Source organism: Mesorhizobium sp. B2-5-11, assembly GCF_006440835.1.
Taxonomy (GTDB): domain Bacteria; phylum Pseudomonadota; class Alphaproteobacteria; order Rhizobiales; family Rhizobiaceae; genus Mesorhizobium.
In genome coordinates this window covers 151233-177057 of the sequence record NZ_VFUK01000002.1, presented here as the reverse complement: position 1 = coordinate 177057, position 25825 = coordinate 151233, and the positions used below count along the sequence as shown (strand labels likewise).

The window sequence follows — 25825 nt, the reverse complement described above, 5'->3', positions numbered from 1 at the left end:
CAGGACAGCAATGAGCCAGAACCATACCGACTACACATCGCGCTTTGCCATCGACCCCGCCGCCGCCGCGGCCATGGGGACCGACGAGTTGCGCCACAATTTCCACATCGAAGACCTGTTCCAGCCCGGCCGCGTCAGCCTGACCTACACACATTACGACCGCATGATCGTGGGCGGCGCGATGCCGGCCGGCGCGCCGCTTCGGCTGGAGGCAATCAAGCCGACTGGAACGAAAGGCTTTCTCGAGCGCCGCGAGTTGATCGCCGTCAATATCGGCGGCGCCGGCACGATCGAAGCCGGAGGCCAGCTCCATGAGCTGCAGGCGCGCGACATGCTCTATCTCGGCATGGGCACGCAGGATGTGTCATTCGCCTCAGTCGACAAGGCGGCGCCGGCAAAGTTTTATCTGCTCAGCGCGCCGGCGCATCAAACCTTTCCCAGCCGGCTGATCCGCATCGGTGACGCCAGGCGTCTCGATCTCGGCAGCAAGGAGGCCTGCAATGAACGCTCGATCTTCCAGTTCATCCATGCCGACGGGGCCAGGACCTGCCAGCTCGTCGTCGGGATGACGCAACTCGCGCCGGGCTCCATCTGGAACACCATGCCGTGCCATGTGCACGACCGGCGCATGGAGGCCTATCTCTATTTCGACCTGCCGGAGGCGGCGCGCGTCTTCCATTTCATGGGCGAGCCGGACGAGACCCGCCATATCGTCATGCGCAACGAGGAGGCCGTGCTGTCGCCCGGCTGGTCGATCCATTCAGGCGCCGGCACCTCCAGCTATGCCTTCATCTGGGCGATGGCCGGCGACAATGTCGACTACACCGATGTCGATCCGGTTGCGATGGAAGACCTGCGGTGAGCGATTTCTCCGCCTTCAGCCTGACCGGTCGGCGCATCCTCGTCACCGGCGCCAACACCGGAATCGGCCAAGGCATTGCCGTCTCGATCGCGCGCGCCGGCGGCATGGTCGTCGGCGTCGGCCGCTCCTCGATGGATGAGACGGCCGCAAGGATCGCCGCGGCGGGCGGTCGGTTCGAGGCGGTCGCGGCCGACCTTGCCGACACATCCGCCGCAGGTCCGATGCTGGAGCGCGTCTGGGACGAAAGCGGGCCGCTCGACGGGCTGGTCAACAATGCCGGCATCATCCGGCGCGCCGATGCAATCGACCTTTCTGAGGCCGATTGGGACGAGGTGCTCGACCTCAACCTGAAGACGGCTTTTCTGCTCTGCCAAGGCTTTGCCAGGCGCGTCCTTGCCGGCGGACGCAAAGGCAAGATCGTCAACATCGCCTCGGTGCTGAGCTTCCAGGGCGGCATCCGCGTCGCGTCCTACACCGCCTCGAAGCACGGCGTGCTCGGCATCACCCGGCTGCTCGCCTGCGAATGGGCAGCGAAAGGCATCAACGTCAACGGCATCGCGCCGGGCTATATCGAAACCAACAATACGCAGGCGCTGCGCGCCGATCCCGACCGCAGCGCCTCGATCCTGGCGCGCATTCCGGCCGGCCGCTGGGGCCGGCCGGAAGACATTGGCGATGCGGCGGCCTTCCTGCTGGCGTCGGCGTCGGACTATATGCATGGCGCGGTGGTGCCGGTGGACGGCGGCTGGCTGGCGCGATGAGGATATTGGGATGAGCGAAACGAAAATCTTCTCCCAGGCCGGCGCGGGCGCCTGGACGGCGACGCCGGACGGCAACAGGCGGCGCGTTCTCCTGCACACGGATGAACTGATGATGGTCGAGTTCGCCTTCGACAAGGGCGGCGTCGGCGTCCTGCATTCGCATCCGCATGTACAGGCAAGCTACGTCGCCGAGGGCCGCTTCGAAGTGACCATCGACGGCCGGACCGAAATCCTCGAGACGGGCGGCAGCTTCATCGTGCCGTCCGGCCTGGTGCACGGTGTCAAGGCGCTCGAGGCGGGCCGGCTCGTCGACAGCTTTACGCCGCACCGCGCCGATTTCCTCGCCTGAGGGCCGACCTGCGATGAGCGACAGGCGCTCGTTTCGGCGCGCTGTTTCCAAATGAAAAACCCGCGCCTCCGGAGAGGCGCGGGTCTGTTGCCTGGGCGCTTGCGCGCCGCGGTACTCGAAACGTGGCCGCAGGAGATGGAGCCTGCCGAATCATGGTGAAGATAGGCTTAACGCGCGGACCATGTGATTGCGCCCGCATGTGATCGCGTCGCTGGCGGCGGGCGGTGCACGGCGTTCAAGTCATGTGCCTGAGCAGGCCGAAAAGCCGTTCGAAGGTCTTGCCGTAGGGCGGACGCAGAAGGCTTCCCGCGCTCAAGCGCGACTGCAGGAAAACCGGCTTCTCCTTGCTGAAGGTGCGAAAGCCCCATTCCCCGTGATAGGCGCCCATGCCGCTGGCGCCGACGCCGCCGAAGGGTTGGTTCTCCTGCACCAGATGCAGCATGCAATCGTTGATGGTGACGCCGCCGGCGATGGTCTCGTGCAGAATGCGTTGCCGGTTGCCGCCGTCTCGCCCGAACCAGTAGAGCGCCAGCGGCCGGTCGGCCCGGTTGACATGGGCGATGGCGTCGTCGATCCCGGCATATTCGAGGATCGGCAGCACCGGCCCGAAAATCTCCTCGCGCATCAGCCGCAGGTCGGGATCGGCGTTCCTGACCAGGGTCGGCGGCAATTTGCGGCCTGTGGCGCCGAACGCCTCGCCGGCCGGGTTGATTTCGGTGACATCGGCGCCGGCGTCGCGGGCTTCCGCGATCATGGCCCGCAGGCGCTGATAATGTCGGTCGCTGACGATGGCGGTATAGTCCGGATTGTCGCGCAGGCTGGGGTAGAGCTTCGCCATAGCCGCCGCGAGTTTCTCTGCCACGATGCCTGACTGTCCCTTGGGCACCAGCAGGTAGTCCGGCGCGATGCAGGTCTGCCCGGCATTGAGGAGCTTGCCATAGGCGACGCTGGCCGCCGCCGCATCGAGGTCGCATGAGGGGTCGAAGATCGCCGGCGACTTGCCGCCGAGTTCCAGCGTGACCGGGGTCAGGTTGGCCGCGGCGGCCAGTGCGACCTGGCGGCCGACGGCCGTCGAACCGGTGAACAGCAGGTGATCGAAAGGCATCGACACGAAAGCCTTGCCGACCTCCGCGTCGCCGGTGATGACGCCGAGTTCGTCCGGTGCGAAATGCTCGGCGGCCAGGCGCGCCAGCAGTGCTGAAAAGGCGGGCGTCAATTCGGATGGTTTGACCAGCACGCGATTGCCGGCGGCGAGCGCCGCAATGACCGGCGCGACGGCGAGCTGGAAAGGGTAATTCCAGGGCGATACGATGCCGACGACACCGAGCGGCTGCGCGACGAGCCGGTTCCTGCCCGGTAGGAACGGCAAGGTGGTGGCGACGCGGCGTTCCTGAATCCAGCCTTTCAGGTGGGACAGTGCGTGGCGGATGCCGGCCCGCACCACGAACAGTTCGGCAAGGCGGGTCTCATGCGCCGAGCGGCCGCCGAAGTCGGTGTCGATTGCCGCGCAGATGTCGGCCTCATGCCTCTCCGTGAGCGCCAGCAGCCGGGCGAGGCGATCCTTGCGGACATCGAGGCCCGGAAAGGGCTGCGCCTCGAAGGCGGCGCGCTGCTGCTTGAAGCGTTCGCCGAGAGCATCCTGTCTGGTCTGCAGCATCGCTCTCTCCCTGGTCGTCCCGGGCAAGCTTACATCGCAGCACGTGAGAGAATCCAGCAGGGGTGCTGATGTCGCAAGGGAAGGCAGCCCCGCGCATCCGCGGATAGCGTTCCGGCGATCTTCGCTTTAAGAACGTTGCCTCAGCCAAACGGGGACCATTGCGAGATGCCAATATCGACGGCGAGCGTTCCGCCGGATGCACCAGACCCCAAGCAACGCGTGTTGAAGGACGTGTTCGGCTTCGACGATTTTCGTCCCGGCCAGGCCGAAATCATGGACGCGCTGCTGGGCGGACGCCATGTGCTGGCCGTCATGCCGACGGGTGCGGGCAAATCGCTCTGCTACCAGGTTCCGGCGCTGGTCCTGGGCGGCCTTGCCATCGTTGTCTCGCCGCTGGTTGCGCTGATGCAGGATCAGGTCGCGGCGTTGCGCCTTGCCGGCGTGGCAGCCGATACGATCAACTCCTCGATCGAGCGCGAGGCCAATGTCGCGGCATGGCGCCGTGTCGCCTCCGGCCAGACGCGCCTGCTCTACCTCGCGCCGGAGCGGCTGATGACGGAGCGGATGCTCGACGCGCTGGCCAGGCTCGACGTCAGCCTGATCGCCATCGACGAGGCGCATTGCATCTCGCAATGGGGTCCGGCGTTCCGGCGCGAATATGAGGATCTGTCGCGGCTGCGCTCCATTTTCCCGCAAGTGCCGATCATCGCGCTGACGGCGACGGCGGACGAGGCTACCCGCATCGATATCGAAGCGCGTCTGTTCGCCGGGCGCGCCGAAACCGTGGTGCTGGGTTTCGACCGGCCGAACATCAAGCTTGCCCTTGAGGCCAAGCAGGACAGCAAGCGCCAGTTGCTGCGCTTCGTCGAGCGTCACGCAGGCAAAAGCGGCATCGTCTATTGCCTGTCGCGCAAGAAGACCGAGGAGATGGCGGCCTTCCTCGAGAAGAACGGCGTCACCGCGCTCGCCTATCACGCCGGGATGAGCAAGGAAGCGCGCGAGGCGAATCAAAACGCCTTCATGACGCTCTCCGGCGTCGTCATGGTGGCGACCATCGCCTTCGGCATGGGCATCGACAAGCCCGACGTCGCCTATGTCTTCCACACCGACCTGCCGGGCAGCCTCGAAGCCTACTATCAGGAGATCGGCCGCGCCGGCCGCGACGGGCGGGCAGCCGAGGCGCATATGCTCTACGGGCTCGGCGATATCCGCATGCGGCGCCTGTTCATCGACGACGAAGAATCATCACCTGAGCACAAGAGGCGCGGGCATCGCCGGCTCGATACGTTGATCGGCTATTGCGAGGCGGTACAGTGCCGTCGGCAGATCCTGCTCGGCTATTTCGGCGAACAGGCAGCGCCCTGCGGCAATTGCGACAACTGCCTCGACCAGGCGCCGCGCGCCGATGGCGGAGCGGAAGCGCGGATCATCCTGACGGCCGTCGCGCAGACCGGCGAGCGCTTCGGCGCCGCCCATATCATCGACATACTGCTCGGCCACGAGACGGAGAAAGTACTGGCGAGAGGCCATCAAACGCTGACCAGTTTCCGGGCCGGCGCGGCGCATAGGAAAACGGTCTGGCTGTCGCTTATCCGGCAACTGGTCGCCGGCGGATTCCTTGTGCCGGATCCGGACGGCCATGGCGGCCTCGCCATTTCCGAAAGCGGCCGCGCCCTCGGGCGCGGCGAGGTTGCGTTCCATTATCGCGTCGAGATGCGGGACCCTCTCGCGCGCGGCAGGAAGCGATCCGGGGAAGGCTCCGCCGCCGGCGCCGAGGGTGTGGATGCATCGCTGCTGGGCGCGCTCAAGGCGCTGCGGCTACGGCTGGCCAAGGAGCGGCAGGTGCCGGCCTATGTCGTGTTCTCCGACCGCACGCTGATCGACATGGCCGAACGCCGCCCGCGCGATCTCGACGCGTTCGCCGAGGTGAATGGCGTGGGAGCGGCAAAGCTTAGGGAATTCGGGGAGATTTTTCTGGGCGCAATCGCGGGACATCATCCGAATTGAGCTGAACCGGTTGGCGCGTCACGCCCAGGCTGCAGCGGGTAAACTGTTACCCATGTCTCCGGACCTACAAAGCAGAAATTCGAACCCGCCCTGCTTCGCTCCGCTGACTGAACCGCTCCTGCGAAGCTCGAAGAGCGAAGCAGGATGGCGGAGAGGGAGGGATTCGAACCCCCGATGGGCTTGCACCCATGCCGCATTTCGAGTGCGGTGCATTCGACCACTCTGCCACCTCTCCGCGGTCATGGTCGGCCGTTGCCGGCGCGGCGCACTAGATAACGGCTGAACGGGCAGGTTACAAGGCCAAATCCGCCGGAAAGTCAGCTTGCGTTAGAGGCTGGCCCGGAGCGACGCGGTCCCGACCGCGGTAGACGATGCCAGCCACTTCGCCGGCCAGCAATCGGGCCAAGATTTCGAACTCGGGTGAACGAGACCTGAGGACGCCAGTCCGGCAGTGCCGGCGACCTCCTAATAGGAATTTTTTCTTGACGGGGTGAAGGCAATTATGGTAGATATCTGGTTATGGTGCTGAGTTGCGCCAGGGACCCGCCGCACAGGCGGGTTTTTCCGTTCAAGGCTCCATCACCAGCGCGCCGACGAAGCTCCGAAGGAACCCGTTAGCCCGGATTCGTTGCCCTGAGAATCTGGCCGTTTGCCTTGACTCGCAACAAACCTTCGGTTAGGGACAGCGCGCAATCGGCGTGGAGGGTTCTTCCGCGCCGCTTGTTTTTTGAACCCGCAGACTGACAAAAAGACGGCCGAACCGCCACAGGCGGTTCATCGAGGCCGACCGAACAGCGAAAGGCAAAAAATGTTCGCAGTCATCAAAACGGGCGGCAAGCAGTATCGCGTCGCCGCCAACGATCTCCTGAAGATCGAAAAAGTCGAAGCCCATGTCGGCGATATCGTCGAGATCGGCCACGTGCTCGCGCATGGCGAGGGCGAGAATGTCACGTTCGGCACACCGTTCGTCGACGGCGCGGTTGTCACCGCCGAAGTCGTCGAGCAGGGCAAGAACCGCACGGTCATCGCCTTCAAGAAGCGCCGCCGCCAGAATTCGCGCCGCAAGATCGGCCATCGCCAGTTGCTGACCACGGTCAGGATCTCCGAGATCCTGCTGGGTGGCGCCAAGCCGGCCAAGAAGGCCGCTGCCAAGGCGGAAGCCAAGGCCGAGGTAGCCGCCGACGCGGCGCCGAAGGAAGCCAAGGCCAAGAAGGACGCCCCGAAGGAAGAGGCAAAGGCCGAGACCGCGGCAGCGCCGCTGTTCAAGGCGCCGAAGGGCGAGCCGGACGATCTGACCGTGATCAAGGGCATTGGCCCGGTCGCCGCCAAGGATCTCAACGAACAGGGCATCATCACCTTCGCGCAGCTCGCCAAGCTGACCGAGAAGGATGTGGCCAAGATCGACGAGAACATGCCGTTCAGCGCCGACCAGATCAAGGACTGGCGCGAGCAGGCCAAGGAACTGGCGAAGAAGTAGGGCGAACCGGCGCGAAACGTCGCCGGATCGGACTTGAAACGGAACGCGAACGCGTTCATAAGACCATTCAAGCGCCCCTGGGCGCATCGGAGTTAGTTAGATGGCACACAAGAAAGCTGGCGGCTCGTCGCGCAACGGTCGCGACTCGCATTCCAAGCGTCTGGGCGTGAAGAAGTTCGGCGGCGAAGCCGTCATCCCGGGCAACATCATCATTCGTCAACGCGGCACCACCTGGCATCCCGGCGTCAATGTCGGCATGGGCACGGATCACACCCTTTTCGCGCTCGAAGCCGGCGCCGTGACGTTCAACAAAAAAGCCAACGGCCGAACCTACGTATCGGTCAACCCGATTACCAAAGCAGCGGAGTAGCCGGTTCCGCACCACAACACCGGCAGCCCATCTCGGGAACCGGTGTCTGGAAGCCAGAAGGTTTGGCAAAGCCAGGAAAAGGATCAGGGGAGATGGGTTTCCATCTCCCTTTTTCTTGTGCCTGGAGGACTTTGACATGGTTGCCGAAGCGGAAGACTCAGAAGACGAAAGTTATGCGATCGATTGCCCGGTGCTGGTGACCGAGCGGCTGGTGATGCGGGCTCCGCGCGAAAGCGACATCGCGCAACTGGTCGAGCTCGCCGACAACCGTCATGTCGCCGAGATGCTGGCCCGCATGCCGCATCCCTATGGCGAGGCCGAGGCACGCGCTTTCCTGGCCATGACCAAGTCGCGCCGCGCCGGCATCGCCTATGCGCTGACGCTGGCGGGCACCGAAACCTTCGTTGGCTGCGCCGGATTGAATACCACCGACCGCGGACTGGAGCTCGGCTACTGGATCGGAGAACCCTACTGGAAGCGCGGCTTCGCCACCGAGGCGTCGCACGCCCTGGTCGATCTCGCGTTCCAGCGGACAAACATCCAGGTGCTTCATGCCTCGACGCGGGTCATCAATCCGGCCTCGCGCCGGGTGATCCACAAATGCGGGTTCCAGTACGCCGGCCAGGGCATGCTGAACTCGATCGTCGCCGGCCAGGTGCCGGTCGAACGTTACCGCCTCGACCGGAAGACATGGACCAGCCTGCGCAACTGGGTGCATTTTTGATGTGTGCCGATATTCAGGTGAGGCCGGCCTGCAAACGCTGATTTTCTGCGCTTCCGGTGCTCGCGTACTTTAAGTACGCTCCGCTCCGGTTCTCGAAAACCAACGTTTTCGGCTCGGCCTGACCTGAATCTCAGCACACATCGGCGCTGGGCCTCTGGTCAAAGGTTCGGAAAGAATCGTGCATCGATTTGGGCTCAGCCCAGTTCGGCCCATACCGGCAGATGGTCCGAGCCAACAGCCTTTCGGTCGACCCACAGGCGCTTCAGCGACCGGGCAAGCGAGGCGCTGGTGAAGATATAGTCGATACGCTTGTGGCGGTCGGTATTGCCGGGGTCCTTGGGGTCGACCCAGCTGACGAGATCGTCGCCGGCGACATTGAGGCGCAGGGCGGCATCGACGGCGAAGTCGGCGGTCAGCGGCATGCCGAATTCGTGGTCCGGCCGGCCGGCGAGTTCGACATATTCGGGCGATCCGGCCAGCATGTTGAAGTCGCCCATGCCGACGAAGGCCTCGGGGTGCGGCAGTTCCGGCAGGCCGATCTCGGCGACGCCGGACAGCGCGCCGCCTTCAAGCGCATAGTTCAACAGGCGCCGGCGCAGGAACTGGATCTGGCTGGCGCGCTCGACCGGGCTGCGGTGATCGAGATGGATGGAATAGAAGCGGATGAAACCAAGCGGCGTCTCGATCAGCGCCTCCAGCGCGCCGCGCTGGAAGTTCATCATCTCGAAGCTGCGGCTGCGCGGCAGGAGCAGGTTGCGCGACAGATGAATGGGCGTCTTCGACAACACCATGTTGCCGAGCTGGAAGGTGGTGGTGATGGCGCGGCCGTTCTCGATGCGCGAGCCGATATTGGCCTCGAAATTGCTGCCATAGACGGCGAAATAGTCGGGCAGCGCTTCGCCGATCTCGGCGACCATGTCGCGTCCGCCGTTCCTGGGATTGTTGCGGGTGACCTCCTGCAGCGCGATGACATCGGCGCCGCGCACGGCGTCGGCGATACGCCCGACATCGTACTGCCCATCGAGGCCGATGCCGTACTGGATGTTGTAGGTTACAAGCTTCATGCCGACATCTCCGGCCAACCCCACGCGGCCACTGTCACAAAACGGCCTCGCCCTTCGCCGCGCCTTGGTTTAGAGCAAGGCGCAAGGTTTAGAGCAATGCCGCAAGGCCAATAAAGAAACTGCTGTCCGATGAAATTTCTCGATCAAGCCAAGGTCTATGTCCGCTCCGGCGACGGGGGCGCGGGTTCCGTGTCGTTCCGGCGCGAGAAATTCATCGAGTTCGGCGGACCGGACGGCGGCGATGGCGGCCGCGGCGGCGACGTCTGGCTGGAAGCGGTCGACGGGCTGAACACGCTGATCGACTACCGCTACCAGCAGCATTTCAAGGCCAAGACCGGCACTCATGGCATGGGCCGCAACATGACCGGCGCCAAGGGCGCCGACGTCACGCTGAAAGTGCCGGCTGGAACGCAGGTGTTCGAAGAGGACAACGAGACGCTGATCTGCGACCTCACCGTGGTCGGCCAGCGCTTCCTGCTGGCCAAGGGCGGCAATGGCGGCTTCGGCAACCAGCACTTCAAGACCTCGACCAACCAGGCGCCGCGCCGCGCCAATCCGGGTCAGCCCGGCGAGGAGCTCAACATCTGGCTCAGGCTGAAGCTGATCGCCGATGCCGGGCTGGTCGGGCTGCCCAATGCCGGCAAATCGACCTTTCTCGCCTCCGTCACCGCCGCCAAGCCGAAGATCGCCGACTATCCCTTCACCACGCTCCATCCCGGCCTGGGGGTGGCACGCATCGATGCGCGCGAATTCGTCATCGCCGACATTCCCGGCCTCATCGAAGGCGCGCATGAGGGCGTCGGCATCGGCGATCGCTTCCTTGGCCATGTCGAGCGCACGCGTGTGCTGCTGCACCTGGTGTCGGCGCAGGAGGAGAACCCCGGCAAGGCCTACAAGACCGTGCGCGCCGAACTCGAAGCCTATGGCCATGGCTTGACCGACAAGGCCGAGATACTGGCCCTTTCGCAGGTCGACACGCTTGATGCGGATGAGCGCAAGAAGAAGGTCGCGTCGCTGAAGCGCGCCGCCGGCCGTGCGCCGATGCTTCTGTCGGCGGTCACCGGCGAAGGGGTCGAAGCGGTGCTGCGCGCGCTGATGGCGGTCGTGGCCGAAGCACGCGACGCGATCGCGGCGCCGGTCGACACGCGCTGGGAAAAATAGCATGACCGTGCAGTCGCTGAAGAAATACCGGCGCATCACCGTCAAGATCGGTTCGGCGCTTCTGGTCGACCGCACCGCCGGGCTGAAGCGCGACTGGCTGGCGTCGCTGGCCGACGACATTGCCGTGCTGGCTCAAGGCGGCGCGGAAATCCTGGTCGTGTCGTCGGGCGCCATCGCGCTGGGCCGTACCATTCTGGATCTTGGAAAAAGGGCGCTGAAGCTCGAGGAGAGCCAGGCGGCCGCAGCCGTCGGCCAGATCGCGCTGGCCGGCGCCTGGTCGGATGCGCTTGGCAAGGGCGGGTTGAAATCGGGCCAGATCCTGCTCACGCTTGGCGACACCGAGGAGCGCCGCCGCTACCTCAACGCCCGGGCGACGATCTCGACGCTCTTGAAGATGAAGGCGGTGCCGGTCATCAACGAGAACGACACCGTGGCGACCTCCGAGATCCGCTATGGCGACAATGACCGGCTGGCCGCGCGGGTGGCGACGATGATGGGCGCCGACCTTTTGGTGCTGCTCTCGGATATAGACGGTCTCTACACCGCGCCGCCGGCGCGTGACCCGGAGGCCAAATTCGTCGCGGTGGTCGATCGCATCACGCCTGAGATCGAAGCGATGGCGGGTGCCGCGGCTTCCGAACTGTCGCGCGGCGGCATGCGCACGAAGCTCGACGCCGGCAAGATCGCCACTGCGGCCGGCACGGCCATGATCATTACCGCCGGCACGCGGCTTTCGCCGCTGATGGCGATCGAGCGCGGCGAGCGCGCCACCTTCTTCCGGCCGAGCGCCAACCCGGTGAAAGGCTACAAGAGCTGGATCGCCGGCCAGCTCGAACCGGCGGGAAGGCTCACCGTCGATGCCGGCGCCGTCGGGGCGCTGACATCGGGCAAGTCGCTGCTGCCGGCCGGTGTCAAGCTGGTCAGCGGCAATTTCTCGCGCGGCGATACGGTGGCGATCCTGTCGCCCGAGGGTCGCGAGATCGCCCGCGGGCTGGTTGCCTATGATGCCGCGGATGCCGTAAGGATCGCAGGCCTGAAGACAACCGAAATCGAGACCGTGCTCGGCTACGAGGCGCGTTCGGCGATGATCCATCGCGACGACCTTGTGGTCAGCCTCGCGAGCGGCCAAGTAACGGGCGGAGGATGAGCCATGCTGAAGCTGCATGAAAAATCCCGGAACGATACAGTGGCGACGATGGCCGACCTCGGCCGCCGTGCCCGCGCCGCCGCACGACCGCTGGCCATCGCCACGACAGCCGCCAAGAACGCGGCACTTGCCGCCATGGCGGAGGCGATCATCGCCCGCGAGCGAGCCATACTTGACGCCAATGCCATCGACATCGCGAACGGGCATGAAGCCGGTCTGTCGGCGTCCCCCATGGACCGGCTGAAGCTCAATCCAGCCCGCATCCGCGCCATGGCCGACGGCATTCGCGAAATTGCCGAACTCGGCGATCCCGTCGGCGACGTGATCGCCAGTTGGGAGCGGCCGAACGGCCTCAGGATCGAGCGCGTGCGCACGCCGCTCGGCGTCATCGGCGTCATCTATGAGAGCCGGCCGAACGTCACGGCGGATGCCGGCGCGCTCTGCCTCAAGGCCGGCAACCCGGTGATCCTGCGCGGCGGCTCGGATTCGCTGAACTCGTCGTCGGTGATCCACGCCTGCCTGGTCGACGGCTTGAAGGCAGCCGGCCTGCCTCAGGACGCCATCCAGCTTGTGCCGACCGCCGACCGCGCCGCCGTCGGCGAAATGCTGAAGGGCCTCGGCGGCAATCTCGACGTCATCATCCCGCGCGGCGGCAAGAGCCTGGTCGAGCGGGTGCAGACCGAGGCGCGGGTGCCGGTCTTCGCGCATCTGGAAGGCATCTGCCATCTCTATATCGACCGCTCGGCCAAGCTCGACATGGCGGTCGGCATCGCCGTCAACGCCAAGATGCGGCGCACCGGCGTCTGCGGCGCGGCCGAAACGCTGCTGGTCGACCGTGCGGTTGCCTCCACCCACCTGGTGCCGATCCTCGACGCCTTGCGCGCCGCCGGCTGCGAGATCCATGCCGATGCCGAGGTGATGAAGCTGTTCTTCGACGCCAAGCCGGCGACCGATGCCGACTGGGTCACCGAATATCTCGATGCCATCATCGCGGTGAAGCTGGTCGACGGCATCGATAACGCAATCGAGCATATCGAGACTTTCTCCTCCCATCACACCGAGGCGATCGTCGCCGAGGACCCGCAGGCGGTGGAACGGTTCTTCAACGAGATCGACTCGGCGATCCTGCTGCACAATGCCTCAACGCAGTTCGCCGATGGCGGCGAGTTCGGCATGGGCGCCGAGATCGGCATCGCCACCGGCAAGATGCACGCGCGCGGGCCCGTTGGCGTCGAGCAACTGACCTCGTTCAAATACCGCGTGCGCGGCTCGGGACAGGTGAGGCCTTGACGCTTTTCGTCCAAAGGGCCTGAAGCTTGCGCCCAGCCACCCCCCTCTGTCCTGCCGGACATCTCCCCCGCAAGGGGGGAGATCGGCTGACATTTTTGGTTTCGCCGATCTTCAATGCTCCAAGATTTGTGCCTTCACCGAAGCTGCTAATCTCCCCCCTTGCGGGGGAGATGTCCGGCAGGACAGAGGGGGGTGCCTAGCGAATGCTTTCCCTGCTTGAGCAACCTATCCCGTCCAGCTACCTCAAAATGCCGCATGCCGGCAAAGGCCTTGCCGTCGGCCTGTTCGGCGGCTCGTTCAATCCGCCGCATGCCGGCCACGCGCTGGTCGCCGAGATCGCGCTCAGGCGGCTGGCGCTCGATCAGTTGTGGTGGATGGTCACCCCGGGCAATCCGCTGAAGAACACGCACGAGCTGGCGCCGCTGGCCGAACGGCTGTGCCTGTCCGAGAAGATCGCCAAGAACCCGAAGATCAAGGTCACCGCCTTCGAAGCGGCGCATCATGTGCGCTACACCGCCGACGCGCTGGCGCTGGTCAAGGCGCGCAATCCCGGCGTCGACTTCGTCTGGATCATGGGCGCCGACAGCTTGCGCGATTTCCACCGCTGGCAGCGCTGGCGCGAAATCGTCATGACCTTCCCGATCGCGGTCATCGATCGTCCGGGCGCGACGCTGTCGTTCCTGTCGTCGGTCGTGGCCAAGACCTTCGACTATGCCCGCATCGACGAAGGCGATGCGCCAAGGCTCGCCCGCATGAAGGCGCCCGCGTGGACCTTCATCCACGGCCCGCGCTCGTCGCTGTCGTCGACGGCTATCCGCGAGCAGGCGAAGGGCTGATCGGCACAGCGCCCTTTCTTCGCAAGGAGGAAGGCAAGTCCGGCAATGTCGCTTTTGCGGCGGCCTTTCGTCATCGAATGGATGATCTTGCGCTGATATGACCACTCTCGTGAAAAGCCAAACCGAAACGGAACCGAGGCACGGCGACACGCCCACGCCGCTGATCGCGATTGCCAGCGTCGTGGTGTCGATGGCGCTGATCGCCATCGGCAACGGGCTGATGTTCGCTTACATCCCCGTCCGGCTCGGCGTGGAAGGCTTCGATCCGACCTGGGCCGGTCTGATCGTCACCGGTCTGTCGGCGGGTGGTCTCGCCGGCTGCATCCTGACCGGACCGCTGGTGCGCAGGGTTGGCCATGCCCGTGCCTTCATGGTGCTGTCGGCGCTGATCGCGCTGTCGAATGCCGCAATCGGCGCCGGGCCGCACCCCCTGTTGTGGATCGCGGCGCGCGCTCTCTACGGCTTTGCCATATGCGGGCTTTTCATCGTCGCGCAGAGCTGGCTCAACGATGCCGTGGCCAACGCCATACGCGGCAGGGTAATGGCCGTCTTCTACGTCGCCTATGTCGGCGGGCTCGGCATCGGCTATGCGACGCTGGCGCTGGTCGACATCAGGACGGCGGATGCATCGCTGATCGGCATAGCCTTCACCGCGCTATCCATCCTGCCCGTCGGGATGACCCGGCTGGCCCAGCCGCCGGCGCCGCAGGCGGCATCGGTGGCGCTGCGCCGGGCCTGGCGGATTTCGCCGGTCGGCGTCGCCGGCATGCTGGCGGTCGGTGGCCTGTCGATGTCGATTTCCGGCTTCGCGCCGATCCACGCCACCGCGAAGGGGTACAGCCAGGCCGACGTGGCGCTGCTGCTTTCGGTGATGCCGCTCGGCACGCTGATCCTGCAGGTTCCGCTCGGCTGGATTTCCGACCGCACCGATCGCCGCTATGTGCTGGTCGCGGCATCCGCGATCGCCGCGGCGGCAGGGATGTTTGCGCTCGGCTTCGACGGCGGTACGCTGGCGGTGCTGCTGGTGATTTATGTGATGTGGGACGGCGCCTCGGAATCGATCTACTCGTTGGCCAGTGCCCACGCCGCCGACCGCGCCGGCAAGGACGACATGGTGGCGCTGTCGAGTTCGCTGTTATTTGCCTGGTCGCTGTCCGGCTTCATCGTGCCGGGCATCGTGACCGCGTTGTCGGCCGTCTTCGGCACGCAGGCCTTCATCTATGTGACTGTGGTCATCGCCTGCGTCTTCTGCCTGTTCGTGCTTTTGCGCGTGTTCACCACGCGGCCGGTGCCGGCAACCGAAACCGGCAGCTTCGCGCCGATGACGGCGCAAGCGCCACTGCCGGTGGAACTGGCCTTCGCGCCGGACGAACAGCACCGGCACGGGAGCGATTGACTATTGCCGGCGGGTTTCCGGGGCCGGAGCCTGCGGTGGCGGCAGCGGGATCGATATGCGTTCGCGGTCGAATTCCTGCTTGGCCCGCTTGGTGAGATCGGCCTGGGCGGCGAAGAAATCCGCCGATGATGTCCAGTAACGCAAGGTGATCGAGACGGTGCTTTCGCCCAATGCCGCGACAAAGGCGGTCGGCGCCGGCTCACGCCTGATGCGGCGCTCGGCGGCGGCGATCGCAAGCAGCGTCTTCTGGGCGCGGTCGATGTCGTTCCAGGAGCCGATCGAGAGGGTGATGTCGCCACGCCGCACGCCGTTGCGCGAAAAATTGCGCACCGGCTGGTTCCACAGCGTCGAGTTGGGCGCCAGGATGTAGACGCCTTCGGCGCTCCGGAGCTTGGTGGCGAAAAGGCCGATTTCCTCGATCGAGCCGGCAATGGACCCGACTTCGACGGATTCGCCGATGCGGAACGGCCGCAATGCCAAAAGCATGATCCCGGCGGCAATGTTCTGCAGCGTGCCTTGCAGCGCCAGGCCGATGGCCAGGCCGATGGCGCCGATCGCGGCGATGATCGAGGCCGTCTGCACACCGAACTGGCCGAGCACCATGATGACGACGAGAACGAGAATGGCGTAGCGGACGATCTTGGAAAAGAAGTGCCGCAGCGTCTGGTCAAAGCCGTGGATGTGGCCCAGGCCGGCAAAGATCGAGCGCTCGGCTAAGCCGGCGACGATGTAGCCGACAACCAGAAGGATGACGGCGCCGACCGCCGAAAGGGAATAGGAGACAATGAGCGCGCTGAGCTGAGAGAGCCCCGCCTGCACGGTCAGGAGGGCATTTTGCGGGTCGATCGGCATAATGGGATTCCGGTTGATCAATCAGCCGATAACCCCTGCGGAACGCCTGGGTTCCGATCTTTTGCGTGTCGCGCGGAACAAGCGGAGCCTCAATGAGTTCGCATGGAAGCGGGGCTCCGTCTTGAAACTGCAACGGAACTCTGCCTATCTAAGCGGTGTCACCCGCTTTCAGGGGTGATTTGGTTGTTCTTGCTGCGAAAGGAAATACACTGAGAACAGCACTGCGGAAGAAGGCCGACATCGTGCCTTCGCCGGCCGGGATCAGCGTAAACGACGCCGTGTCCCGCGCCATCAAGACAGTCCTTGCCAGTCTGGAAGACTCCAAGGCCGAAAACATCGTCTCAATCGACATCCAGGGAAAATCGAGCCTCGGCGACTACATGGTAGTCGCGTCGGGCCGATCGCACCGTCATGTCTCGGCTGTTGCCGATCATCTCCTCAAGGCGTTGAAGGATGCCGGCCTCGGCACGGCGCGCGTCGAGGGGCTGTCCGGCGCCGACTGGGTCCTGATCGATTCAGGCGACATCATCGTCCATGTCTTCCGCCCCGAAGTCCGCGAATTCTACAATCTCGAAAAGATGTGGCAGGCGCCGGACCTCGAGGAAGAGACCTTGCACTGAGCCGGTTGGTTGGATGCGTGCCGTGGTTCCTGGCCCATTGACGATTTTCGGGCGACACGCATCGGCGGCCCTCTGAGGCGAGGATGAAGATTACCGTTCATGCCGTGGGCCGGATGAAAAGCGGCCCCGAGAGAGAACTCGCCGACCGCTATTTCGAGCGTTTCTCCAAGAGCGGCCCGGCTGTCGGCCTCGAATTCTCCGGCATCGCCGAGATCGCCGAAGGCCGCGCCCAGAACGCCGATGAACGCCGGCGCGATGAAGGCGCAAGGCTGCAGGCGCAGTTGCAGCCCGGCTCGGCGCTGATCCTGCTCGACGAGCGCGGCAAGAACCTGTCCTCGGAAGATTTCGCCGGCCGCATCGGCCAATTGCGCGACGCTGGCCGCAAGGCGCTGGCGCTGGCCATAGGCGGCGCCGATGGCCACGATCCGTCGTTGCGCGCCCAGGCCGAGCTGGTGATGTCTTTCGGTGCGCTGACATGGCCGCACCAATTGGTGCGGGTGATGCTGGCAGAGCAGCTCTACAGGGTCTCGACGATCCTGTCCGGCCACCCCTATCACAGAACCTGAAGGTCGCATCGCACCGAATTCCGCCCCAATGCCGCGCAAGATCACGGCTTCGGGCCGGCTTTCCCTATTTTGCTCACCGGTGTGCGAAACCGCTGCACAGTTTTGGGCGATGCGCATTAATATGGTTGATGGTTCGTTAACGAAGCCGCAGATAGAGTCCATCCCGCATGGCTGAAGGCTGGAAATCGACGACGGGCTCATCGACAGCGGGCTCCTGGCGCGCGCGCTGCGGCATCGCGGCGGCGGTGGTCATCCTTTCGCTCAATGCCGCATGGGCCGAGAACACGCTCGACATGGCCCCCGATCCGGACCAGAGCCGCGCCGAATACGAACAGATCTCCAAGGAGATAAGCCTGTCGTCCGAGCGGCTGGCCAAGCTGGCCGCCGACATCGCCGCAGTCAAGAAGGACCACGCCTCGATCACCGCCGCGCTGATCCAGTCGGCAATGACCGAGCAAAAGCTTGGGCAGGACATCGAGGACATCGGCGCCAAGCTGGAGGGGCTGAAGACCCAGCAGCAGAAGATCCGCGCCTCGCTGATGGCGCGGCGCGACGTGCTGGCGGAGGTGCTGGGCGCATTGCAGCGCATGGGGCTGAACCCGCCGCCGGCGATCCTGGTCAAGCCGGAGGACGCGCTGTCGTCGGTGCGCAGCGCCATCTTGCTTGGCGCCGTGGTGCCTGAATTGCGCCAGCAGACCGACAGGCTCCTGGCCGACCTCAAGGAGCAGACAAGAGTGACGGCCTCGATCGAGGCCGAGCGGGCACGGCTGACGGCGGCAGTCGGCGAGCAGACTGCGGAAAAGAAGCGGCTCGGCATGCTGCTGGAAGCCAAGCAGAAGCTCGAAGCCGACACGCAGGCGCAGTTGTCGGCCGAGCGACAGCATTCCGAGGCGCTCGCGGCCAAGGCCAGCAGCCTGAAGGAATTGATCGCCTCGCTCGAAGCCCAGGCCGAACGCAACCGCAAGGCCGCGGATGCCGCAAAGGCCGCGGAGGCCGGCCAAGCCGGCGGCGACAAGGCGGGCGGCGATATGACGGCGTCGCTGCCGGTTCCCGAGGCCAACCGGCTTGCCGCTGCGGCACCCTTCTCGGCGCTGCAAGGACAGATCGCGCTGCCGGTCATCGGCCGCATTAAACGCCGGTTCGGCGCCGAAGACGGTAACGGCGCGGTGATGCTTGGGGACATGGTTGCGACACAATCGGGCGCCATCGTCACCGCACCGGCGGATGGGAATGTGCTTTATGCGGGGCCGTTTCGCTCCTACGGTCAACTCTTGATCCTGAATGCCGGCGACGGTTATCATGTCGTCTTGGCGGGGATGAGCAGAATCAGCGTCGCAACCGGCCAATCAGTGCTCGCAGGAGAGCCGGTCGGTGCGATGGGAGAGGCCCGGGTGGCAAGCACCTCGGCTTCGAAGAATGGAAATGCCACGCCGGAGCTCTATGTCGAGTTCCGCAAGGATGGAAAACCCGTCGATCCGGCCCCATGGTGGGCGGACCGTTTTTCTGGAAGGACGTGAAATGATGCGGAAACTGTCGCTTCTGTTTGCCGGTGCGCTGATGGGCGCGTCCGCCATGAGCCTGGTCTATGGCGCGCCCGGTTCGGCAGCGAACGCTGCGGGGTCGGAGACCTACAAGCAACTGGCGATCTTCGGCGATATCTTCGAGCGCGTGCGGGCGCAGTATGTGACGCCCCCCGACGACAAATCGCTGGTCGAGAACGCCATCAACGGCATGCTTGCCTCGCTCGACCCGCACTCCTCGTACATGAACGCCGAGCAGGCGCAGGACATGCGCGTGCAGACCAAGGGTGAATTCGGCGGCCTCGGCATCGAGGTCACTATGGAGAACGATCTGGTCAAGGTGATTACGCCGATCGACGATACGCCGGCCGCCAAGGCGGGCGTGCTGGCAGGCGATTACATCGCCAAGATCGATGGCGAGGAGGTTCGCGGCCTGACCCTGAACGACGCGGTCGACAAGATGCGCGGCCTGGTCAACACGCCGATCAAGCTCACCATCCTGCGCCAGGGCGCCGACAAGCCGATCGAGCTGACGGTGGTGCGCGACATCATCAAGGTCAAGGCGGTCAAGTTCCGGGTCGAGAACGACATCGGCTACATGAAGATCACCTCCTTCACCGAAAAGACCTATGACGACCTCGAGAATGCCATCGACACCATCAAGAAGCAGGTGCCGAACGACAAGCTCAAGGGCTATGTGCTCGATCTGCGCCTCAATCCCGGCGGTCTGCTCGATCAGGCGGTAAGCGTATCGGACGCCTTCCTCAACCGTGGCGAGATCGTTTCGACGCGCGGCCGCGATCCCAAGGACGTTACCCGCTTCGACGCCAAGTCCAAGCAGGTCGACGATATCGGCGGCAAGCCGCTGATCGTGCTGGTCAATGGCGGATCGGCGAGCGCGTCCGAAATCGTCGCCGGCGCGCTGCAGGACCTACGCCGCGCCACGGTGGTCGGAACGCAGTCCTTCGGCAAGGGTTCGGTGCAGACCATCATCCCGCTTGGCGAGAACGGCGCGCTCAGGCTGACGACGGCGCTCTATTACACGCCGTCCGGCAAGTCGATCCAGGGCAAGGGCATCACGCCCGACATCAAGGTCGACCAGCCGCTGCCGCCGGAACTGCAGGGCAGGGACCTGACGCGCGGCGAATCCGACCTCAAGGGCCACATCAAGGGTGCCGACGAGAGCTCGACCGGTTCGGGCTCGGCAGCCTATGTGCCGCCGGATCCGAAGAACGACCTCCAGCTCATCTATGCCGAGCAGCTTCTGCGCGGCCAGAAGACCGATCCGTCCTTCCCGCCCAATCCGCAGAAGGCTGTCCTCAACCAGTAACAGGTGGCGGCCAACAACGGGTCTGGCCGCCCGATGGAAGCAATGCGATGCTGCCGGGACCGAAAGGTTCCGGCAGTTTGATTCGGGGGTAACGCGAATCCCTCGATACAGGGCGCCAGGGGTGCGCCGGGGTTGAAGAATTCGCGCATGTCTCTTCGAAAGGTTCCATGTTCGAAGCCATGCGGACGGGGACAGGGCTTGGCTGATATCGGCAAGGACATCGAACGACCGCTCGGACTGACTGTCCGTCCGCCGCGCGCCGCCGGCAAGGTCAGCGTGGGTGCGCTCGTGGCTGCGTTCGTCGTGTTGGCCGTTGTCGGCGTCTCCGGCGCGATCGCGCTCAGGGACAAGCCGTTTCGCAAGCCGCAGGAAGTCGCGGTTTCGACGCCGAAAGTGGTGCCGGAGCCGACCGCTGCGCCGTCCGCTCTAGCGCCGGTCACGACGCCAAAGGCGGAAATGCCGGCCAAGGCTGGAGGCCCGCAGATCATCCATGTGCAGACAGAGGAAGGCGATGGTCCGCCCAAGGCGGCAATCGTCATCCGCGATCCGTCGACCATCGGCCAAAACCTGAAGATCGCGCATATTCCCGACAGGGCGCTGATCGAGGCCAGCGATGCCGGCCCCTTGCCGGTGCGCGCCGCAGACGGCCGGCGGCCCTTCGATGTCTATGCGCGGCCGTGGTCAGGCGCGCGCGGCGCCCGCGTGGCGATCGTCATCGGCGGGCTCGCGGTCTCACAGACCGGCACCCAGGCGGCCATCGCCAAGCTGCCGGCGGAAGTGACGCTGGCGTTCGCGCCGCAAGGCAACAGCATCGGCCGCTGGATGCAGGCCGCCCGGCAGAGCGGCCACGAGATCGTCATGCAGGTGCCGCTCGAACCGTTCGACTATCCCAATGTCAACCCTGGGCGCAACACGCTGACGGTGGCGGCGAGCGCGGAAGAGAACCTGAAGAACCTGCGATGGGCACTGTCGCGGACGACGAACTATACCGGTGTCATGAACTATATGGGCGCGCGGTTTTCCGCCGACCCGGCGGCAATGGAACCCTTCATGGCCGAGCTCGGCAAGCGCGGGCTCGCCTATATCGACGACGGCTCGTCGGCGCGCAGCCTGGCGCCGGATCTGGCGCTGAAGGACGGCGTGCCCTTCGTCGCCGGCGACACGGCGATCGACGCCGTGCAGGATCGCGGCGCCATCCTGAAGAAACTGGACAGCCTGGAGGCGACCGCCCGTGCCAAGGGCACTGCGGTCGGCATCGGCTCCGCTTTCGACCTGACGGTCGACACGGTGTCGTCATGGGCGGCCGAGGCCAAGAAACGCGGCATCGAGATCGTGCCGATTTCAGCGGTGGCGATCGATCCGCAAAAGGGCTAGCCACCGGGAAACAGCTTGAAAGACTGAATGATGCCGAAGACGAAGAAGGTCGACCGCGAGACGCTGCCCTACCGTCCCTGTGTCGGGCTGATGATCCTCAACGCCGAGGGCCTGGTCTGGGTCGGCCATCGTATCGCCGAGCCGGACAGCGAATTCGCCGGCACCACGCAGCTCTGGCAGATGCCGCAAGGCGGCATCGACAAGGGCGAGGAGCCGCTGCAGGCGGCGGAGCGGGAGCTCTATGAGGAGACCGGCATGCGCAGCGTCTCGCTGCTCGCCGAGGCGCCGGACTGGATCAACTATGATCTGCCGGACAACCTGGTCGGCGTCGCCTTCAAGGGGCGCTATCGGGGTCAGACGCAGCGATGGTTCGCTTTCCGCTTCCATGGCGATACCAGCGAGATCCAGATCAATCCGCCGCCCGGCGGCCACACCGCCGAATTCGACAAATGGTCGTGGCGGCCGATGCAGGAGCTGCCCGACCTGATCGTGCCGTTCAAGCGCAAGGTCTATGAAGACGTGGTGACGGCGTTCCGTCACCTTGTGCCATAGCCGGACGGGCCGCGGCCGCGGTTCAAACGCCAGCGGTTGCCGCGCCGGTTCGACCGTCTTATTGATGTCCATCCGCCACAAGAAGGGCCGCCATGCACGACGCCCCCAAAAGATCGCTGCCCGAGGAAGCCGACGCCACAAGCGAGGCTGCTGCCGGGGCCATCCTCACCATCGACCTCGGCGCGATCCGCGAAAATTACCGGCGGCTGAAGGCGCGGCTGGGCGGCGTGCGCTGCGCGGGCGTGGTCAAGGCCGACGGCTACGGTCTCGGCGCCGCGCAAGTGGCATCGGCGCTGATGAAGGAAGGCTGCGACATCTTCTTCGTCGCGCTGCTGTCCGAAGGCATCGCGCTGCGCAAGGCGGTGGGGGCCGGACCGGACATCTACGTGCTGAACGGGCTGCCGCCGGGTTCCGAGCCGGAAGCGGTGGCGGCTGGCTTGTGCGCTGTCATCAACAGTGGCGCACAGTTGCAAGCCTGGCGCGCAGCGGCACACCGCGCCGGGCGCCGGCTCCCGGCTGCCGTCCAGGTCGACAGCGGCATGTCGCGGCTTGGGATGGCGCCAGCCGAGGTCGAGGCGGTGGCCGGGGATGTCGGCGCTTTCGATGGCATCGACGTCAGATATGTGATGAGCCACCTGGCCTGCGCCGATGAACCGCGCCACCCGGCCAATGAACAGCAGAGGCTGGCATTCGCGCGGTTGCGTGCCATGCTACCCGTGGCGCCGGCCTCGCTTGCCAACTCCTCCGGCATCTTTCTAGGCCCGCTTTATCATTGCGATCTCGCCCGGCCCGGTGCCGCCCTCTACGGCATCAACCCGACGCCTGGCGAAGCCAACCCGATGCTGCCCGTGGTCGGGCTGCAGGCCAAGGTGGCGCAGACGCGCAGTGTCCAAAAGGGCACTGGCGTCGGCTATGGCCACAGCTACCATGCGCAGGGCCCGCTCAGCCTGGCGACGATTTCATTCGGCTATGCGGACGGCTGGCTGCGCCGCTCCGCTTCGGCCGCATGGTTCGAGGCGGTGCGCCTGCCTTTCCTCGGGCGCGTGTCGATGGACTCGATCATTCTCGACATTTCCGCCTTGCCGCCCGGCCGGCTCGGAGAGGGCGACCTGGTGGAGTTGCTAGGGCCCTCACAGAGCGTCGACGATGCTGCCGACCATGCCGGCACCATCGGGTATGAAATCCTGGCCAGCCTCGGAACGCGTTTTCACCGGCGCTATCTGGGCGGTTGAGCGGTTTGGCCGCGCTTGACAAGCGGGCGCCATTCGGCAAGCTTTGGCACATGAGCAAGCTCGCTTATATCAAAACCTTCTTCAGGGTCTGCCCGATCGCGGGATCGTAGCCCCGGCGCGGCCGCCTTCCGGCGTCCGTCCGTACCGGGGCATCCATACATCCACAATCGCCATCAAGCCGAACAGCCCTTCGCGGCTGCCGGCCTTTCATCACGCCGCCGCCAGCGCGCCGGCAGGCGCGCATCCGCTCGATGCGCCGGTCCATGAGGTTTGCCATGCAACACGCGAAAGAACTGCGTCCAAACAGCCATCTTCTGATCAGCGACGCCGACCATGACAGGCTGACGGGCCTGGCCAGGGCTTTGCTCGATCGCGCGCCCGAGACGGCCGAGGAGCTGCTTTCGGAAATGGACAGGGCCGTCGTCACGAACGCGGCGGCGATGCCGGCCGGTGTGGTGCGAATGGGTTCGACGGTGATCGTGCGCGGCGAAAGCGGCGACGCCCAGCGCATCATGCTGGTCTACCCGGGTGAGGCCGACATAGCCGAGAACCGGATCTCGGTGCTGACGCCGATGGGAACCGCGCTCATTGGCGCGAGCGTCGGGCAGACGGTTTGCTGGAACGGTCGTGGCGGCCGGGAACTGTCAGTGACCGTCGAGGCCGTCGATGCGCCGGCTTCCGGCCCGCGACGAGCTTGATGGCGGAGGCGGTGATGACGAGCACGAATTGCTGCCTGACGACGAAGGACTTCGCCGTCCTCGAAGTCATGCTGGAGCGCCGGCGGGCATTCGCGGATCCGATCGTGCGCATGCTCGAACACAAGCTTTCAGGCGCCGATGTCGTGCCGATCGATTCGGTCGGCCCCGACATCGTTACGCTGAACAGCAGGGTGGTGTTCGGCGTCGATGCCGGTCCCGCCGAGACGCGAACCCTGGTGCAGCACGAGGTGCGCGGGCCGGTCGGCTCGAGCCTGTCGGTCGCAACGAGGCGCGGGCTCTGCATGCTTGGCATGGCGCAAGGCCAGACGGCAACGGTCGAACACGCCGACGGCAGGCGGGAGTCGATCCTGATCAAGGCCGTGCTCTACCAGCCCGAAGCTGCCCGGCGCACGGTCAGGCAGAAAGACCAGGCTGACGCGCGGCGACCGCACGGGCCCAGGCTCGTCTACAGTGCCGCAGCCGATTGGCGGCCTCTTGGCGAGACGGCCGGAATGCGGCAGACAGAAGAAGACGACCCCGGTCCCTCGGCGGCGTGAATGGGCAACGGCGCGTGGTCTCGAAGATCGACATCGATTTTCGCTCGGGATCATGCGCAAATCGAAAATACGGCCGCGTCCACGGGCGTCCTGAGGACGCTCGGCGCGGCAAGGAGTGAATGAATGAAAATCATGGTGCTGGGCAGTGGCGTGATCGGGGTGACCACGGCCTATTATCTCGCCGAGGCTGGCCACGAGGTGACCGTGATCGACCGCCAGAAAGGGCCGGGACTGGAAACCAGCTTCGCCAATGCCGGCGAGATTTCGCCCGGCTATGCCTCGCCTTGGGCCGGGCCCGGTATCCCCCTCAAGGCGATCAAATGGCTGCTGATGAAGCATGGTCCGCTGGTGGTGCGGCCGGCCTTCGATCCACATATGTGGACGTGGCTGGTCAAAATGCTGCGCAACTGCACCGCCGAACGCTACGCGGTCAACAAATCGCGCATGGTGCCGCTGGCCGAATACAGCCGCGACACGCTGAAGGCGCTGCGCGAGGCAACCGGCATAGCCTATGACGAGCGGACGCAGGGCACGCTGCAGCTGTTTCGCACGCAAAAGCAGCTCGACGGCACATCAGGCGATGTCGAGGTGCTGAAGAGATATGGCGTGCCCTACGAAGTCCTCGACCAGGACGGCTGCATCGCGGCGGAACCGGCTCTGGCCGCAGTGCGCGAAAAATTCGTCGGCGGCCTGAGGCTGCCGGGCGACGAGACCGGTGACTGCAAGATGTTCACCGACAGGCTGGCCGAGCTTTGCGTGGCACGCGGGGTCAAGTTCGAATACGACACGACGATATGGCGCGTCATCCGCAGCCGCAACCGCGTCAACAATATGAGCACCAGCAAGGGCTGGCTAACCGCCGACGCCTATGTGATGGCGCTGGGCAGTTATTCGTCGGACTTCATGCGCCGGATGAAGCGGCCGATCCCGGTCTATCCGGTCAAGGGCTATTCGATCACGGTGCCGATCAAGGATGCCGCCGCCGCGCCGGTGTCGACGGTGATGGACGAAACCTACAAGGTCGCGATCACGAGGCTCGGCGACCGCATCCGCGTCGGCGGCACGGCCGAGATTTCCGGGTTCGACCTCCGGCTGCACGAATCGCGACGGCGCACGCTCGAACACTCGGTCGGCGACCTGTTCCCGGGAGCCGGCGCCATGCGGGAGGCGACGTTCTGGTGCGGCCTGCGGCCGATGACGCCGGACGGGCCGCCGCTGATCGGGCGCACGGAGCTTTCCAATCTCTACCTCAACACCGGCCATGGAACGCTCGGCTGGACCATGGCCTGCGGCTCGGCCAAGGTGCTGGCCGACATCATCTCGAACAAAGTGCCCGATATCGACGCCCGCGCGCTGGCGCAGGAGCGCTATCTGAAATAGACGCCGCCCGCTCGCCATCGGCGGGCGCGGCCGGGGGATATCG

The 25825-nt window shown here is 65.2% G+C and carries 25 protein-coding genes and 1 tRNA gene; 22 read left to right on the top strand and 4 right to left on the bottom strand.

What is annotated here, in order from left to right; translation table 11 throughout:
• Nucleotides 1-10: 10 nt before the first annotated feature.
• Genes kduI through FJ490_RS07985 form a run of 3 tightly spaced genes read left to right on the top strand, consistent with a single transcriptional unit; the run spans nt 11 to nt 1972 of the window.
• Entirely contained in the window at nt 11-862 is an 852-nt protein-coding gene (gene kduI, locus FJ490_RS07995) for a 5-dehydro-4-deoxy-D-glucuronate isomerase (protein WP_140560746.1), read from the top strand.
• Nucleotides 859-1623: a 2-dehydro-3-deoxy-D-gluconate 5-dehydrogenase KduD gene (gene kduD / locus FJ490_RS07990; protein ID WP_140729418.1), complete on the top strand. Its 765-nt coding sequence runs from the start codon at nt 859-861 to the stop codon at nt 1621-1623. Before kduI ends, kduD begins: the two co-directional genes overlap by 4 nt.
• Before the next feature lie 10 nt (nt 1624-1633).
• Nucleotides 1634-1972 (top strand): cupin domain-containing protein, encoded by a 339-nt coding sequence (locus tag FJ490_RS07985; protein ID WP_140492998.1) that lies wholly within the window; start codon nt 1634-1636, stop codon nt 1970-1972.
• 235 nt (nt 1973-2207) lie between these two features.
• Here the strand turns inward: FJ490_RS07985 and FJ490_RS07980 are convergent, their stop codons facing one another.
• A complete protein-coding gene (locus FJ490_RS07980; RefSeq protein WP_140493001.1) occupies nt 2208-3629 on the bottom strand; it encodes a coniferyl aldehyde dehydrogenase in 1422 nt (473 codons plus the stop codon).
• Between the two features lie 165 nt (nt 3630-3794).
• Between FJ490_RS07980 and recQ the strand changes: the two genes are divergently transcribed.
• Nucleotides 3795-5636 (top strand): DNA helicase RecQ, encoded by a 1842-nt coding sequence (gene recQ, locus FJ490_RS07975; RefSeq protein ID WP_140729417.1) that lies wholly within the window; start codon nt 3795-3797, stop codon nt 5634-5636.
• A 145-nt stretch (nt 5637-5781) separates the two neighbouring features.
• Here recQ and FJ490_RS07970 read toward each other — a convergent pair.
• A tRNA-Ser gene (locus FJ490_RS07970) sits at nt 5782-5871 on the bottom strand.
• Between the two features lie 573 nt (nt 5872-6444).
• Here FJ490_RS07970 and FJ490_RS07965 point away from each other — a divergent pair.
• The 3 genes from FJ490_RS07965 to FJ490_RS07955 all read left to right on the top strand — a co-directional run bounded on the left by FJ490_RS07965 (nt 6445) and on the right by FJ490_RS07955 (nt 8207).
• Nucleotides 6445-7113, top strand: coding sequence for a 50S ribosomal protein L21 (locus tag FJ490_RS07965; protein WP_140729416.1), 669 nt, complete (start codon nt 6445-6447; stop codon nt 7111-7113).
• Between the two features lie 100 nt (nt 7114-7213).
• Nucleotides 7214-7483, top strand: coding sequence for a 50S ribosomal protein L27 (rpmA, locus tag FJ490_RS07960; RefSeq protein ID WP_140493012.1), 270 nt, complete (start codon nt 7214-7216; stop codon nt 7481-7483).
• A gap of 136 nt (nt 7484-7619) precedes the next feature.
• Nucleotides 7620-8207 carry a GNAT family protein gene (locus FJ490_RS07955; protein ID WP_140729415.1) on the top strand — a complete coding sequence of 196 codons (588 nt, stop codon included), beginning with the start codon at nt 7620-7622 and terminating at the stop codon, nt 8205-8207.
• Nucleotides 8208-8401: 194 nt separating this feature from the next.
• Here the strand turns inward: FJ490_RS07955 and FJ490_RS07950 are convergent, their stop codons facing one another.
• Complete coding sequence (locus FJ490_RS07950) at nt 8402-9271, bottom strand: endonuclease/exonuclease/phosphatase family protein (RefSeq protein ID WP_140525012.1); 870 nt, start codon at nt 9269-9271, stop codon at nt 8402-8404.
• A gap of 129 nt (nt 9272-9400) precedes the next feature.
• Between FJ490_RS07950 and obgE the strand changes: the two genes are divergently transcribed.
• The 5 genes from obgE to FJ490_RS07920 all read left to right on the top strand — a co-directional run bounded on the left by obgE (nt 9401) and on the right by FJ490_RS07920 (nt 15101).
• The gene (gene obgE / locus FJ490_RS07945; protein WP_140493021.1) at nt 9401-10432 is read left to right on the top strand and encodes a GTPase ObgE; all 1032 of its coding nucleotides are present in this window, start codon (nt 9401-9403) and stop codon (nt 10430-10432) included.
• A 7-nt stretch (nt 10433-10439) separates the two neighbouring features.
• A complete protein-coding gene (gene proB / locus FJ490_RS07940) occupies nt 10440-11579 on the top strand; it encodes a glutamate 5-kinase (protein ID WP_140686009.1) in 1140 nt (379 codons plus the stop codon).
• A gap of 3 nt (nt 11580-11582) precedes the next feature.
• A complete protein-coding gene (locus FJ490_RS07935; protein WP_140729414.1) occupies nt 11583-12869 on the top strand; it encodes a glutamate-5-semialdehyde dehydrogenase in 1287 nt (428 codons plus the stop codon).
• A gap of 248 nt (nt 12870-13117) precedes the next feature.
• Nucleotides 13118-13705: a nicotinate-nucleotide adenylyltransferase gene (locus FJ490_RS07925; RefSeq protein ID WP_140560819.1), complete on the top strand. Its 588-nt coding sequence runs from the start codon at nt 13118-13120 to the stop codon at nt 13703-13705.
• A gap of 97 nt (nt 13706-13802) precedes the next feature.
• Entirely contained in the window at nt 13803-15101 is a 1299-nt protein-coding gene (locus FJ490_RS07920; RefSeq protein ID WP_140560769.1) for an MFS transporter, read from the top strand.
• On the opposite strand, the gene FJ490_RS07915 is transcribed toward FJ490_RS07920, so the two are convergent.
• Nucleotides 15102-15953 (bottom strand): mechanosensitive ion channel domain-containing protein, encoded by an 852-nt coding sequence (locus FJ490_RS07915; RefSeq protein WP_140729413.1) that lies wholly within the window; start codon nt 15951-15953, stop codon nt 15102-15104.
• 242 nt (nt 15954-16195) lie between these two features.
• Here FJ490_RS07915 and rsfS point away from each other — a divergent pair, with 242 nt between their 5' ends.
• The 10 genes from rsfS (at nt 16196) to FJ490_RS07865 (ending at nt 25782) form a co-directional block, all read left to right on the top strand.
• Nucleotides 16196-16573 (top strand): ribosome silencing factor, encoded by a 378-nt coding sequence (rsfS, locus tag FJ490_RS07910; protein WP_135902362.1) that lies wholly within the window; start codon nt 16196-16198, stop codon nt 16571-16573.
• Between the two features lie 83 nt (nt 16574-16656).
• Entirely contained in the window at nt 16657-17139 is a 483-nt protein-coding gene (rlmH, locus tag FJ490_RS07905; RefSeq protein WP_140517517.1) for a 23S rRNA (pseudouridine(1915)-N(3))-methyltransferase RlmH, read from the top strand.
• Nucleotides 17140-17306: 167 nt separating this feature from the next.
• Nucleotides 17307-18656 carry a murein hydrolase activator EnvC gene (locus FJ490_RS07900; RefSeq protein ID WP_140729412.1) on the top strand — a complete coding sequence of 450 codons (1350 nt, stop codon included), beginning with the start codon at nt 17307-17309 and terminating at the stop codon, nt 18654-18656.
• Between the two features lies 1 nt (nt 18657).
• Nucleotides 18658-19989: a S41 family peptidase gene (locus FJ490_RS07895; protein WP_181165202.1), complete on the top strand. Its 1332-nt coding sequence runs from the start codon at nt 18658-18660 to the stop codon at nt 19987-19989.
• 198 nt (nt 19990-20187) lie between these two features.
• Nucleotides 20188-21363 carry a divergent polysaccharide deacetylase family protein gene (locus FJ490_RS07890; RefSeq protein ID WP_140662833.1) on the top strand — a complete coding sequence of 392 codons (1176 nt, stop codon included), beginning with the start codon at nt 20188-20190 and terminating at the stop codon, nt 21361-21363.
• A 30-nt stretch (nt 21364-21393) separates the two neighbouring features.
• Entirely contained in the window at nt 21394-21915 is a 522-nt protein-coding gene (locus FJ490_RS07885) for an RNA pyrophosphohydrolase (RefSeq protein ID WP_140517610.1), read from the top strand.
• A 92-nt stretch (nt 21916-22007) separates the two neighbouring features.
• Entirely contained in the window at nt 22008-23147 is a 1140-nt protein-coding gene (alr, locus tag FJ490_RS07880; protein WP_140729411.1) for an alanine racemase, read from the top strand.
• Between the two features lie 275 nt (nt 23148-23422).
• Nucleotides 23423-23845 carry a nucleoside diphosphate kinase regulator gene (gene rnk, locus FJ490_RS07875; RefSeq protein WP_140729410.1) on the top strand — a complete coding sequence of 141 codons (423 nt, stop codon included), beginning with the start codon at nt 23423-23425 and terminating at the stop codon, nt 23843-23845.
• A gap of 14 nt (nt 23846-23859) precedes the next feature.
• The gene (locus FJ490_RS07870; protein ID WP_140547360.1) at nt 23860-24402 is read left to right on the top strand and encodes a nucleoside-diphosphate kinase; all 543 of its coding nucleotides are present in this window, start codon (nt 23860-23862) and stop codon (nt 24400-24402) included.
• A gap of 123 nt (nt 24403-24525) precedes the next feature.
• Nucleotides 24526-25782 carry a D-amino acid dehydrogenase gene (locus FJ490_RS07865; RefSeq protein ID WP_140517523.1) on the top strand — a complete coding sequence of 419 codons (1257 nt, stop codon included), beginning with the start codon at nt 24526-24528 and terminating at the stop codon, nt 25780-25782.
• Nucleotides 25783-25825 lie beyond the last annotated feature (43 nt).

Bases quoted from the DNA above. Each gene is read 5' to 3' on its own strand.
- kduI (WP_140560746.1), top strand. From the start codon at position 11: ATGAGCCAGAACCATACCGACTACACATCGCGCTTTGCCATCGACCCC.
- FJ490_RS07985 (WP_140492998.1), top strand. From the start codon at position 1,634: ATGAGCGAAACGAAAATCTTCTCCCAGGCCGGCGCGGGCGCCTGGACG.
- FJ490_RS07980 (WP_140493001.1), bottom strand. From the start codon at position 3,629: ATGCTGCAGACCAGACAGGATGCTCTCGGCGAACGCTTCAAGCAGCAG.
- recQ (WP_140729417.1), top strand. From the start codon at position 3,795: ATGCCAATATCGACGGCGAGCGTTCCGCCGGATGCACCAGACCCCAAG.
- FJ490_RS07965 (WP_140729416.1), top strand. From the start codon at position 6,445: ATGTTCGCAGTCATCAAAACGGGCGGCAAGCAGTATCGCGTCGCCGCC.
- rpmA (WP_140493012.1), top strand. From the start codon at position 7,214: ATGGCACACAAGAAAGCTGGCGGCTCGTCGCGCAACGGTCGCGACTCG.
- FJ490_RS07955 (WP_140729415.1), top strand. From the start codon at position 7,620: ATGGTTGCCGAAGCGGAAGACTCAGAAGACGAAAGTTATGCGATCGAT.
- FJ490_RS07950 (WP_140525012.1), bottom strand. From the start codon at position 9,271: ATGAAGCTTGTAACCTACAACATCCAGTACGGCATCGGCCTCGATGGG.
- obgE (WP_140493021.1), top strand. From the start codon at position 9,401: ATGAAATTTCTCGATCAAGCCAAGGTCTATGTCCGCTCCGGCGACGGG.
- FJ490_RS07935 (WP_140729414.1), top strand. From the start codon at position 11,583: ATGCTGAAGCTGCATGAAAAATCCCGGAACGATACAGTGGCGACGATG.
- FJ490_RS07925 (WP_140560819.1), top strand. From the start codon at position 13,118: ATGCCGCATGCCGGCAAAGGCCTTGCCGTCGGCCTGTTCGGCGGCTCG.
- FJ490_RS07920 (WP_140560769.1), top strand. From the start codon at position 13,803: ATGACCACTCTCGTGAAAAGCCAAACCGAAACGGAACCGAGGCACGGC.
- FJ490_RS07915 (WP_140729413.1), bottom strand. From the start codon at position 15,953: ATGCCGATCGACCCGCAAAATGCCCTCCTGACCGTGCAGGCGGGGCTC.
- rlmH (WP_140517517.1), top strand. From the start codon at position 16,657: ATGAAGATTACCGTTCATGCCGTGGGCCGGATGAAAAGCGGCCCCGAG.
- FJ490_RS07900 (WP_140729412.1), top strand. From the start codon at position 17,307: ATGGCTGAAGGCTGGAAATCGACGACGGGCTCATCGACAGCGGGCTCC.
- FJ490_RS07895 (WP_181165202.1), top strand. From the start codon at position 18,658: ATGATGCGGAAACTGTCGCTTCTGTTTGCCGGTGCGCTGATGGGCGCG.
- FJ490_RS07885 (WP_140517610.1), top strand. From the start codon at position 21,394: ATGCCGAAGACGAAGAAGGTCGACCGCGAGACGCTGCCCTACCGTCCC.
- alr (WP_140729411.1), top strand. From the start codon at position 22,008: ATGCACGACGCCCCCAAAAGATCGCTGCCCGAGGAAGCCGACGCCACA.
- rnk (WP_140729410.1), top strand. From the start codon at position 23,423: ATGCAACACGCGAAAGAACTGCGTCCAAACAGCCATCTTCTGATCAGC.
- FJ490_RS07870 (WP_140547360.1), top strand. From the start codon at position 23,860: ATGACGAGCACGAATTGCTGCCTGACGACGAAGGACTTCGCCGTCCTC.
- FJ490_RS07865 (WP_140517523.1), top strand. From the start codon at position 24,526: ATGAAAATCATGGTGCTGGGCAGTGGCGTGATCGGGGTGACCACGGCC.